This window comes from Campylobacter australis (assembly GCF_050586305.1).
GTDB lineage: Bacteria > Campylobacterota > Campylobacteria > Campylobacterales > Campylobacteraceae > Campylobacter_A.
The window spans coordinates 376,076-387,419 of sequence record NZ_JAXUAA010000001.1 but is presented as its reverse complement, the minus strand read 5'-3'; the positions used below and the strand labels follow the sequence as shown (position 1 = coordinate 387,419).

12 protein-coding genes are annotated in these 11,344 nt (G+C 38.8%); 1 reads left to right on the top strand and 11 read right to left on the bottom strand.

All coding sequences use genetic code 11. The features are described from left to right. Positions 1-37 precede the first annotated feature (37 nt). The 6 genes from U5B17_RS02000 to U5B17_RS01975 are packed head-to-tail and all read right to left on the bottom strand — an operon-like array spanning position 38 to position 6,154. The gene (locus U5B17_RS02000; RefSeq protein WP_430803686.1) at positions 38-1,324 is read right to left on the bottom strand and encodes a dihydroorotase; all 1,287 of its coding nucleotides are present in this window, start codon (positions 1,322-1,324) and stop codon (positions 38-40) included. 1 nt (position 1,325) lies between these two features. After that, complete coding sequence (locus U5B17_RS01995; RefSeq protein WP_430803685.1) at positions 1,326-2,255, bottom strand: aspartate carbamoyltransferase catalytic subunit; 930 nt, start codon at positions 2,253-2,255, stop codon at positions 1,326-1,328. 44 nt (positions 2,256-2,299) lie between these two features. Continuing rightward, complete coding sequence (locus U5B17_RS01990; protein ID WP_430803684.1) at positions 2,300-2,530, bottom strand: hypothetical protein; 231 nt, start codon at positions 2,528-2,530, stop codon at positions 2,300-2,302. Further along, positions 2,527-3,546: a DHH family phosphoesterase gene (locus U5B17_RS01985; RefSeq protein ID WP_430803683.1), complete on the bottom strand. Its 1,020-nt coding sequence runs from the start codon at positions 3,544-3,546 to the stop codon at positions 2,527-2,529. Before U5B17_RS01985 ends, U5B17_RS01990 begins: the two co-directional genes overlap by 4 nt. Before the next feature lie 9 nt (positions 3,547-3,555). Continuing rightward, positions 3,556-5,754 carry a flagellar biosynthesis protein FlhA gene (gene flhA, locus U5B17_RS01980; protein WP_430803682.1) on the bottom strand — a complete coding sequence of 733 codons (2,199 nt, stop codon included), beginning with the start codon at positions 5,752-5,754 and terminating at the stop codon, positions 3,556-3,558. Position 5,755: 1 nt separating this feature from the next. Continuing rightward, positions 5,756-6,154, bottom strand: coding sequence for an RrF2 family transcriptional regulator (locus U5B17_RS01975; RefSeq protein ID WP_430803681.1), 399 nt, complete (start codon positions 6,152-6,154; stop codon positions 5,756-5,758). Between the two features lie 163 nt (positions 6,155-6,317). On the opposite strand from U5B17_RS01975, the gene rpsO reads away from it, so the two are divergent. After that, on the top strand, positions 6,318-6,590 hold the full coding sequence (gene rpsO, locus U5B17_RS01970; RefSeq protein ID WP_230056214.1) for a 30S ribosomal protein S15: 273 nt from the start codon (positions 6,318-6,320) through the stop codon (positions 6,588-6,590). A gap of 824 nt (positions 6,591-7,414) precedes the next feature. On the opposite strand, the gene U5B17_RS01965 is transcribed toward rpsO, so the two are convergent. The 5 genes from U5B17_RS01965 to U5B17_RS01945 are packed head-to-tail and all read right to left on the bottom strand — an operon-like array spanning position 7,415 to position 11,344. Then, the gene (locus U5B17_RS01965; protein WP_230056212.1) at positions 7,415-7,696 is read right to left on the bottom strand and encodes a FlhB-like flagellar biosynthesis protein; all 282 of its coding nucleotides are present in this window, start codon (positions 7,694-7,696) and stop codon (positions 7,415-7,417) included. Then, positions 7,696-9,375, bottom strand: a complete 1,680-nt coding sequence (locus U5B17_RS01960) for a flagellar hook-length control protein FliK (protein ID WP_430803680.1) — start codon at positions 9,373-9,375, stop codon at positions 7,696-7,698. The genes U5B17_RS01965 and U5B17_RS01960 overlap by 1 nt, the downstream gene beginning before the upstream one ends. Beyond that, the gene (locus U5B17_RS01955) at positions 9,362-10,558 is read right to left on the bottom strand and encodes an MFS transporter (protein ID WP_430803859.1); all 1,197 of its coding nucleotides are present in this window, start codon (positions 10,556-10,558) and stop codon (positions 9,362-9,364) included. The genes U5B17_RS01960 and U5B17_RS01955 overlap by 14 nt, the downstream gene beginning before the upstream one ends. Positions 10,559-10,597: 39 nt before the next feature. Further along, entirely contained in the window at positions 10,598-11,074 is a 477-nt protein-coding gene (locus U5B17_RS01950; RefSeq protein WP_430803679.1) for a hypothetical protein, read from the bottom strand. Then, entirely contained in the window at positions 11,075-11,344 is a 270-nt protein-coding gene (locus U5B17_RS01945) for an AtpZ/AtpI family protein (RefSeq protein WP_430803678.1), read from the bottom strand.

Genomic DNA, 11,344 nt, shown 5'->3' with positions numbered 1-11,344 from the left:
AGCAAAAGTAAATTAAAATTTCTATAAAAAATAATACTTAAATCCCAAACTCTGCAAAATCAAATACAACTCGTCCACTTTTAATCGTTTTTACAGCTGAGCCTTTTATCTTTTTGCCAAAAAGTGGTGAGTTTATCGACTTTGAACGATTTACTTTCTCATCGTAGATATACTCTATATCAGGATCGATTATAGCGATATCAGCTAGCATACCAGCGGCTATCTTGCCTTTGTTTGTAGCTTTGATAATATTTGCTGGATTATATGAAGTAAGCGCGCTCATTTGCTCTAGGCTTATCACACCCTCATTTACTAGGCGCAAGGTCAGCGGCACTAGCGTTTGAAGCCCGATGATACCAAATGGCGCCTTGTCAAACTCCACTATCTTCTCATCGCTGTGGTGCGGGGCGTGATCGGTAGCGATGACATCTATAAGCCCACTTTTTAGCCCATCTCTTACCGCCTTTACATCGCTTATCTCGCGAAGAGGCGGGGACATTTTAAAATTCGTATCATAGGCGTTTCGTAAAATTTCCTCATCGCTAAATGTAAAGTGGTGTGGCGTCGCCTCGCATGTTATGCGTATGCCATCACGCTTTGCCATTTCGATGATCTTAAGCGAGTAAGCCGAGCTAACATGCGCTATGTGAATGTGTCCACCTGTAAGCTTGGCTAAGAGCATATCGCGACTTACTGAAATTTCCTCTTTCTCGCGCGCCATACCACGAAGACCCAAAATCGCCGAGACTTTACCTTCGTGCATCACACCACCGCGACACAGCGAGCAGTCCTCTGAGTGGCTAATGCAAAAGCTACCAAACATATTTGAGTACTCAAGCGCGGCACGCATCACAGACGAGCTAGTCACCGGCAATCCATCATCGCTAAACGCCACAGCTCCAGCACTTATAAGATCGCCCATCTCAGTTACTTCATTACCTTTTAGGCTCTTTGTGATGGCAGCGATTGGCAAAAGATCTATGAGTCCTAACTCTTTAGCTTTTGCGATCATCGCACTTGTGATGTAGGCGTTGTCATTTACTGGGTTTGTATTTGCCATAGGCATGCAGGTAGTCACGCCTCCCGCTACCGCCGCGCGAGAGCCTGAGATGATGTCATCCTTATACTCCTGTCCTGGGTCACGAAAATGCACATGCATATCGATAAGCCCTGGAAATACCAACTTACCGCTTGCATCTATGACGGTGTCAGCTTGCGGGGTGGCGTTTGAAATTTCAGCGATATTTTCACCTTTGATGATGATGTTTGACTTTATAATGCCGTCGTGATTTACGATAGTTGCGTTTTTTATAAGCGTTTTCATTTTAACTTCTATTTTTCATCAGTGTGTTAAGTATCGCCATACGGATGGCAACGCCGTTTTCGACTTGATTTAGAATGCGTGAGTTTAGGCTATCTGCGACATCTGAGTTTAGCTCAACACCACGATTTATAGGGCCTGGGTGAAGCACTAGCGCGTCAGGCTTTGCTAGCTTTAAGCGCGTACTGTTAAGCCCAAAAAATTTAGAGTACTCGCGCGAGCTAGGAAACGCCACCTCGCCATCGCCCCTTTCAAGCTGAATTCGAAGCATGATGATAGCGTCCACCCCCTCACACGCCTCTTCCATACTCTTTGCTATCTCACAGCCAAAAACTCCTGCCTCAAGTGGCATCATCATCGCTGGCGCAAAAAGACGGACATTTATGCCAAGCTTTCTCATCGCCCAAATATCCGAGCGAGCCACCCTACTTCTAGCGATATCGCCGATGATCGCCACAGTCGTTGAGCCATCTAGCCTTTTACCGTTTTCTCTTAAGGTAAAAAGGTCTAGCAGGCACTGGCTTGGGTGCTCGTTCGTGCCATCTCCGGCATTTACGATACTAGCATCAGTGTGCTGTGTGGCTAGAAGCGCAGCGCCTGAGCTTGGGTGACGAAGTACGATGATGTCGCTTCGCATGGCTTCTAGGTTGTTCATGGTGTCAATTAGTGTTTCGCCCTTATTTACACTTGAGCTTGATGCAGTGAAATTTATCGCGTCTGCACCTAGCCTTTTTGCTGCTATCTCAAAGCTCGTACGCGTGCGAGTTGAGTTTTCGTAAAAAGCATTTATCGTGGTCTTTCCGCGCAGATGATCGCTCTTTTTGATCTCTTGTAAATTTAAATTTTTAAACTCCTTTGCGGTATCTAAAAAATGCATTATCTCGCTAACTTCTAAGTCTCTCGTGCCTATTAAATGTTTGCGTGTGTAGCTCATTGCCTTACCTTAAATTTATCTGATACTAGCGTAAAACGCGACCTTTATTTCTCAAAAAGTTTTGAATGGTGTTTTTTCATGTACTCAACTATAGCTATAACCTCATCAACACCCTCAGCATCAGAGCCCTCAAGCGCGTCATCTATGCACTCTACATAGGTACTTGCCGCCTCTTCAAGCTTTGATTTTTTTACTCCAGCATAGTAAAGCAACCCCTCCAAAACAACGCTAAGCTCGTAGCTTAACTCCTCTACGCTCACATCTTGCTCTCTCATAAATCCTCCTGTGTTTTTTTGTTTATCAACTCAACTATCTGCTCTTTTATCGCAGCGTAGCTGTATCCATCTTTAAAATTTGCGTATAGTCCGCCACTGGCATTGACATGTCCGCCACCACCCACCAAATGCCTTGCCATCGCGCTCACATCGACTTTGCCGTTTGCGCGAAAGCTTAGTGTTTTTTTATTTGTTACATCAATGAAAAAGTCAAAATCAGGATTTGCCACTAAAAAATCGTTGCCAATAACTGAGGTATTGCCGATATTATAGGTTAAAATCCCTCTGTGTTCATTGTAGGAGATTGCGAATTTTTCGCGGTTTTGTTTGAGCAAATTTACAACATAAGCCGAAATTAGGTTGCTAAGCGTATCATCTTTGTCAAATTTAAAAAACTCTTTTTTGATCGAATGAACCGCACTATCAAGCCCGATATAGTCGTTTTTCTCATCAAAAAACTTGCTTGCTTGAGCCAGCAAAAACTCGATATATTCGTTATTTTCACGCTCAAACATTACTTTATTTATCTCTTTTGCGTTTGCTACAAGCCCAAGGCAGACCTTCCCCATCTCAAAGTCCTTCTCGTCCTTTAGCCAAATATCAACCGCATTTACTACATCGCAAAATTTTGCAAGCTTATCGTTAGCACCTAAAATTTTAGCGAAAAAATCATAAGTGATCTTAGTCGCACATCTTGAACTATCCAAAAAATACCACCCATAAGCACTTGCGCACTCAGCGCCAGTCGCGTGATGATCCAGCAACCAAAGCTTAGCATTTTTGCCCTTTAGTCTCTCTTCAAAGTCCTCACACTGAGACATTGTCAAATTTAGATCGGTTATTAAAATAACGCTTGGCTCGTTATCATCAAGCAAATTTAAAATTTCACTAAATTTTTCATCGATCTCGCGACCATAGTTTGAGTTAAAAAATTGTAAATTTTTAAAATAGTGTGCCGTCACAAACTGCGCGCCATATCCGTCTAGATCAGTATGTGAAAGATGATAAATTTTCATTATTTTCCTTTATAAATTTTCTATATTTATTACACCAAGTGTTTCAAAAGGCGTGTTTGGAGAAATTTCAGCAAAGCTTAAAACAACGATATCAATGCTAAAATTTGCACAAATATCAGCAATAAATTTACGCAAACTTGGCTCAACACAAACAACCATCGGCCCACTTTGACTTATCGGTCGGCGCTGCTTTTCAGTACGCAAAGCCTGTACTATCGCAGAAGTTTGGGCGACATTTATCATAAGATGATACGCACCGTCCTTGTACTGCACGGCTTCAAGTAGCTTTTGCTGGGCAGCAGTTTCAAATATGTAAAAACTTAGTTCGCCTTTTTCGTTTGCATAAAGTGATGTTATCACGCGAGAGAGCGAAGCTCTTACATGCTCGATGATCATATCTAAATTTTTACTAACTTCTGCTATATCACTAATGGCTTCAAGTATGCTTATAAGATCTTTAATTGGAATGCTATTTTTAAGTAGCGCACGAAGTACCTTTTGGATAAGCCCCACGCTGGCCACTCGCATAGTATCTTCAACAATAACTGGGAATTCAGCTTTAAGCTTGTCAAGCAAGTTTTGCGTCTCTTGGCGCGTGAGAATTTCGTGCGCATTTTGTTTAACCAGCTCGCTAATGTGCGTGCTAATCACGCTTGCTGGATCAACTATCGTATAACCTGAAAGAATTGCATCTTCTTTTGTATTTTGATCTATCCACAGCGCATCAAGTCCAAAGGCTGGCTCCTTGGTAGGAATTCCCTCGATATCTTCGCTCACAAGCCCACTATCCATCGCAAGAAATTTATCCGCATAAATTTCACCCTGCCCCACAACTATACCTTTTAGCTTAAAACGATACTCGTTTGGCGGAAGCTGTAGGTTATCTCGGATACGGATTTGTGGCATCAAAAAGCCAAGCTGTGTAGCTATATTTCGCCTAATACCACGAATTCTTTCTGTTAGATCCGTCTCAGCCAGCTTTATAAGTCCATAACCTATCTCAAGCTCCAAAAACTCTGGCCTCAAAATATCATTCATCTTTTTCTCTTCTTCGCGCGCTATCTCTTCGATACTCTTCTTAGGTGGTCTTTGAGTATCTGCACCAGCTGCGCTAGTAGCAGCTGTACCAGAGGTTGGTGAAGCACCACCTTTTGCTTTTGAGCCAGCAGCAGAAGATGATATATCTAATAAATTTCCATCCTTACTCTGCTTTACAATATATCCAAGTCCGAGAAAAATAATAGCTATAAAACCAAGCGAAACCGTAGGAAGGCCTGGAACAAGAGCAAACATAAAAAGTATAAAACCAACGATAAATAAAATTTTATAATCGCCCGTAAGTTGGTTTATAGAGCCCTCAGCAAAGTTATCACCCTCTTTGCTTGCGCGAGTGATGATGATGGCAGTTGCTGTTGAGCTGATAAGTCCTGGGATTTGGCTAACTAAACCATCTCCGATAGTAAGTATCGTGTAGTATTGTGCTGATGTAGCCATATCAAGACCGTGCTGAAATGAACCTATCGCAAAGCCACCTATGATGTTAATGATAGTGATGATAATGCCAGCTACCGCATCGCCTTTTATAAATTTACTAGAACCATCCATGGCTCCATAAAAATTTGCCTCTCCTATAACCGCATCACGCCTCTCTCTTGCAGTTTTTTCATCTATCAGTCCCGCATTTAAGTCAGCATCTATCGCCATTTGTTTACCAGGCATAGAGTCAAGCGTAAAACGCGCCTGTACCTCAGAAACACGCGTCGAACCCTTTGTTACGACCATAAAATTTATAAGTACTAATATACAAAAAACAATGATGCCAATAACAAAATTTCCGCCCACAACAAACTCACCAAAGCTTGAGATGATGTCACTCACAGCCTCTGGGCCATTGTGCCCTTCACTAAGTATCATACGAGTTGTAGCGATATTTAGCGAAAGGCGAAATAGTGTGATGATGAGAATGAGTGTTGGAAAAGTGGTAAGGTCGGTTGGTTTTGGTACATATATTGAGATTAGGATTATTAGTACTGAAATAGCAATAGAAATCGCTAAGAAAAAGTCAAGTACGCCACTTGGAAGCGGAACTATGATTATAGCTAAAATAGCCATAATAACACCAACAATACTTAGCCCTTTAAACTGGCTAAATTTATTGACATATCGTAACACTGGCAAAACAAGCGTATTTATGTTGTTTTTTGCCATTTTATCTCTTGATAATATCAGCTAGACTAATGCCTTCAAGCACCTCATCAACCTTTTGTTGTAGGTTGTTAAACATCGACCAAATTTGGCAATTTGCCGCTTTATCGCAGTCAAGCATAGAATTTGAACATTCAAAAACGCTAGTTGGACGCTTTTCAACGCTTTCTATAATGGTTTTTACGCTTATATTTTCAGCCGCTTGCATTAGTACAAACCCACCATTTGCACCTTTAAAAGATTTTAAAATTTTATCTTTTGCTAGGGATTGTAAAATTTTTGCTAAAAAGCTCTTTGAAATGTTTAGCTCGCTTGAAAGAGTATCTACATCAACTGGTTCTTTACGCTGCGAGATAAAAATGAGCGATATTAGCGCGTATTCGCTTGCTTTTGTAAAAAGCACATTTGCTCCTTGGTTTTTATTAGGTCCTATATTTTATTAAATTTTTACTGCATTTTTCATTAAAATTAATAGTTTTTATTTTTTTAGCCATTTTTAGCTAATTTTATGTTTTTTATGATATAATCGCTCTTTTTAAATCAATCTACCAATCAGGAGGTCTAAAATGGCTTTGGATTCGGCTAAAAAAGCAGAAATAGTTGCGAAATTCGCTAGAAAAGATGGTGATACTGGATCACCAGAGGTGCAAATAGCACTACTTACAGCTCGTATTACTGAGCTTACAGAGCACCTTAAAATATTTCAAAAAGACTTCTCGTCAAGGCTAGGTCTTTTAAAGCTAGTTGGTCAAAGAAAAAGACTGCTAAAATATTTTAAAAACAAAAACTATACAGCTTATACAAAGCTTATCGCTGAGCTTGGTATCCGCGACAAGTGATTTGGGGCTTTGCCCCTTTTTATACATATCTAGCTTTTTCTTTTGAGCTGTAAGTTTTTAGTATCTCCTAAAATTTCAAGACCTATTTTTCATCTATTTGATCGATTTTATCTTTTAAAAAGGCAAAATTTGGATCTTTTTCAAGCTCGTAAGTTATTATTTTACTCTTTGATTGCTTATCCATCAACCTCATAGCCAACTGTGAGTTGTCTGAGCCAACATCTGTTATTGAAGCTGGAGCTACATAGTTTGCCAGCTATTCGCTTGCCTTTAAGTCATTATGCCTTCTTGTAAAAATTCAAGCCATTTTTGCTTAAATTCATTAATATCTGAATACATATCAAGCATATTATAAAGCTTGCTGTCTTCATATCTTGCCACACCTTCATGTTTTTATACTCATCAACACTCATAACTTTTGCTTTTATGAATTTGTTAAGCTTATAATCTGCAGTAAGTCCTAAAATTTGTGTGTTTTATATAAAATCCCTAAGCTCTTTTTGGCTAGTTTGCTTACTGAAGCATCAAGACCATTTAATTTGCCACATATGCTAACTTTTAGACTCGAAGTATATCCACTAAGCGGCAAAAGCCCTTTGGCATCATCTTTTAATCTACTTTTGCTTTGAAATTTATCAATGCTTTGATTTATAACATTTGACGGCTAACTTGCTAATTTTTCATTTTGTTTATAAGATTATCTAAGCGTCCCTTTTTACATTTAACTCGTACAAAAATGTATTTGATGAGCTTACTATGTTTATCATCATAGCTCCTTTATGATACTTTTTAGAGTATATCAGCTAAATTTATATGTGTTTTAGCTATTTTTTGCTTGTCATCTTATAAAGAAAGCTAAAAATTTCAGCTACAGCTTTATAGAGATTGGGCGGAATTTCTTGATTTACCTCAACTTTACTTAAAATCTCAACTAGATCTGGATCCTCTTTTATTGGTATATCATGCTCTCTAGCAAGCCGCATGATGTTATTAGCAACCTCTCCAGAGCCGCTGGCTAGGACTTTTGGAGCATTATCTTTACTTTTGTTGTATCCAAGCGCTACAGCTTTTTTCTTTGGAGGAATTTGTGGATTTATCTTTGGCATCAAGCCCTCACATCATAGCCCATCTCAAGTCCGCTAAAGTCCTTAAAACGCTGCTTTATCTCATCTTTTGGCATAGTTTTTATACTAAATCCACTAACCATAAGCCCGACCGAATTTATCGCCTGCTTTAGCTCCTTTTGATTTTCAGTTATGAGTGACTTAAACTCATCTCTTTGTGTGGCTATCGTAATATCGATATAGCGCTTTTCACTGAGTGTTGTCATCACATTTATCTGTCCAAAATTTTTAAAATTTAGATCAATTTGAGCATAGTACTTATCTTTTTTACCGCGCTTAAAAGCCACTTTTGCATTATCAACATCATCCCAAACATAGGGTAGATAAGTTTGTACGCCACCACTTAGACTTGAGACTATTTGATGTAGTTCTATTTGGCTTATCATTTTTGAAGCCATCTGGCTTATTTGTTGTGAATTGTTAAGTCCAGCACTTTTATCTTGTAAGCTTAAAAGCGTGCTTTTCATATCATTACTTAGTGTTTTTGCTATATCGGCACTACTTTTGTTTTCAACCTGAGAACCGTCATTTGAAGCTACATGCAGCTGTTTTATGATTGTTTTTAATTCATCTAAATTTGTCTTTGCATTAGTAGCTGTTTGATCTATAAAATTTAGGCTCTGGCTTAGTCTTCTAGCCGCACTTTGTAGCTTGTCTTGCAAACTGCCTTCACCTTGGGTTGCAGTTGTGTAAGTTTTTACAAGTTCCATTTGGCTGCCTATCTTATCAAGCCCATCAAGAGTGCCTAAAATTTCCTTTGAGATCTTTGCAAATTCTCTTAAATTTGAACTAAATGCCGTGCTTTGGTTTAGCTTTTCACTGCTAAAACGCTCCATACCAGAGATTAAGCTTTTGATGGTTTCGCCTATTTTTGACATCTGCGACTTTATACTCTCACCACTTAAATTCGCACCTTTTTCGGCTATATTAAAACTTTGCTTATCAAGAAATTTAGCCATATCATCAAGTTTGTTTAGCCCACTTAAAAGCCCTTTTATGGGTGATGAATTGAGCGTGGCTACACTTTGGGCTTTAGCCTCAGCAAGGATAGAGTTTAGCTTAGAAAAAGAGCCTTTTGTATCAAGAGTTTCGTCATTTGCCAAATTTACTATCTCATTTAAAAGAGCTTGGTTTGATAAATTTTTTATATCAGAAAGTAGTTTTTGCACCGATGATGGAAGCTTTTGGGCGCTTAGAGCCTCTTTTAAATTTGCTTCTAGCATAATGCCTGAGCTTTTTATCTGGTCATTTAAAGTGGCTGCTTTTAAATCGGCTATGGGTCTTAAAAACTCCTTTAGCTTTAACGCAAGCTCTTTTAAGGTTGGATTTTGCATGATCTCAGTATCTGCATCAAGTATAGCCGAAAGTCCTTGTAGGTCCTTAGCTAAATTTGGCGTTATCTTGGTATCTCTAGCTTGTTCGATAATCTTTGCTGTTTTATTAAGGGCGTCTGATTTATTAAGCTCATCCATAACACGGTTAAGCAACCTATCAATACTATCAAGAGCCTCTTTCCCGCGCTGTTCGCCTGCACTTTGGGGTTGTACTGGCTGTGGCTGGTTTTTAAAAAGTCCGCCTTGTTGGGGTCTTACCTGTGTATTTTGGTTTGGCTGAATGCCACTTTGTGAAATTTGTTGCGAGCTTACATTAGCTATCGCCATTTTCTAGACCCTCTTTTACTATCACAGGTGTTCGTATAACATGTGGTTCATATGTGGTTCTATGTTCAACTGGTATGGTTCGCTGAGTGGCCGCAAATGCAAGAAGCGCTATCAAAAGCACGATATAAACATATATAAAACCATCTGAACCTAAAAATTTTATAACTACACCCATGATTATAGATGAGACAAGTGAGCCAAAAGAGTAGCTAAAAAGTAAGGCTCTGCCCACATTTACAGCATCAGTGCTTCGCTCTTCTAAGACATCATTTGCCCTAGCAAGAGAGAGTGCATAAAGACAAAAAACGCCACTTCCTAAGAAAAATGAGAGTAGGTAAAGAAAATTTATATTTCTGCCTGCAAATAAAAATAAAATAGAAGCCACCAAAGAAACCAAGCAAGCTATAATGATGGCTGGTCTTCGACCTATCTTATCAGATATAGAGCCCAATAAAAACTGCGACACAAACCCACCACACATCGCCGATGTCATAAAAAATGATACCTCTTTTGGAGTAAAATCTTGAAGTAGTATAAAAAGTCCAGCCATGCCAAAAAATCCATTTATAAGTATGCCAGCAACAACACTACCAGCTAGGGCAAGCGGAACTATAGAGAAAATTTTAGGGATACTAACTTTTTGTTTGGGTGGAATTTTGGGTGGGTTAATACGGATAATGTTTAAAGGTATGCTTGAAAGCATAATAAAAGCAGCACTAATGATAAAAATTTCATCGACCTTTAAATTTAAGGCAAGTATCAAAATACCCATCGCAAAGCTGACATAAAAGACACACTCGTAAAATGCCAGTATCCTTGAACGATTTGCATTTTTGGCTCGTTCATTTAACCAACTTTCAGTAATAACCAAAAGTCCGTAGTAACAAAATCCAAGCATTGTACGCAAAATAGCCCAAAAGTACAAATTTGAACTTAGATTATGAAGCATTGCGCTTACGCCAAAAAGCGCTGTAAATATGCCAAACGCCCGTATATGTCCTGACTTTGATATAATGTTGTTTGAATAGATCGTGCTAATGATAGCACCTACAAAAAAACAAGCGTTAATAAGCCCTATCTCAATCTCCCCAACATCCATTTGCTTTAACAAAGTAGAACAAGAGCTAACCACAAGTCCATTACCAATAAACATTAGCGAGATACTAAAAAATAGCGATCCCATAGTTTTTATCGTTCTTTTACTGCTTCCCAAATCATCTTCCTAAATTTTTTCTTGCCAAAGACTAAGCATTAATGCACCAAAAGGCATACCAGACAAGCCAATCAAAAAGCCAAAGATATCAAGACTTTCTTGACGCCGTAAAACCAAAAAACCTAACAAAACTAAAGCATACGCTATAAGTCTATAAGGGACAAAAGCGGTAGTTAGACTCATGTCTTTTAAGCTTATTTTTTGCTTTTTTAGGCGATCTTTTTCATCTTTAAGGCTAAAATTTTCAACATCACTTTCTTGTATATCGTCATCTTCATCATTTTGCTTAACACTTTGCATAAATTCCTCATCATCAAGCCTAGATAAAACGCGTTTTTTATAGCTATAAAAACTAGCCGCGACAACGGCAAGCGAGCTAAAAAACGCCACCTGCGAGCTAAGCATAAATTTTTGCGAAACAAAAAGTCCAACGCAAAGCAAAACTAACCAAAAAACAGAGTAGATAAAAGACAGTTTTTTTAGCACTTATTCATCTTCATCGTTAAAATCGCCCTTTTTATAGCGGTTTTCATCTTTTAGCTCATCAAGACTTTTTACTTGGTGCTTATATGCTTTATAAACATTTAAACAAGCCGCAGCAATACCAAAAGCAAGTCCTACAAATATCATAGCAGTCCAGCCAGTAATACTCTTTAGCCAAAAGCCAAGCCCCACACCAAGTGCAACAGCAACAACTATGGAAATTCCCAGGCTTAAATACTCAGCCGCATCAACTACTTGTTTTACCTTTGCCAT

Bases quoted from the DNA above. Each gene is read 5' to 3' on its own strand.
- U5B17_RS02000 (WP_430803686.1), bottom strand. From the start codon at position 1,324: ATGAAAACGCTTATAAAAAACGCAACTATCGTAAATCACGACGGCATT.
- U5B17_RS01995 (WP_430803685.1), bottom strand. From the start codon at position 2,255: ATGAGCTACACACGCAAACATTTAATAGGCACGAGAGACTTAGAAGTT.
- U5B17_RS01990 (WP_430803684.1), bottom strand. From the start codon at position 2,530: ATGAGAGAGCAAGATGTGAGCGTAGAGGAGTTAAGCTACGAGCTTAGC.
- U5B17_RS01985 (WP_430803683.1), bottom strand. From the start codon at position 3,546: ATGAAAATTTATCATCTTTCACATACTGATCTAGACGGATATGGCGCG.
- flhA (WP_430803682.1), bottom strand. From the start codon at position 5,754: ATGGCAAAAAACAACATAAATACGCTTGTTTTGCCAGTGTTACGATAT.
- rpsO (WP_230056214.1), top strand. From the start codon at position 6,318: ATGGCTTTGGATTCGGCTAAAAAAGCAGAAATAGTTGCGAAATTCGCT.
- U5B17_RS01965 (WP_230056212.1), bottom strand. From the start codon at position 7,696: ATGCCAAAGATAAATCCACAAATTCCTCCAAAGAAAAAAGCTGTAGCG.
- U5B17_RS01960 (WP_430803680.1), bottom strand. From the start codon at position 9,375: ATGGCGATAGCTAATGTAAGCTCGCAACAAATTTCACAAAGTGGCATT.
- U5B17_RS01955 (WP_430803859.1), bottom strand. From the start codon at position 10,558: ATGGGATCGCTATTTTTTAGTATCTCGCTAATGTTTATTGGTAATGGA.
- U5B17_RS01945 (WP_430803678.1), bottom strand. From the start codon at position 11,344: ATGGCAAAGGTAAAACAAGTAGTTGATGCGGCTGAGTATTTAAGCCTG.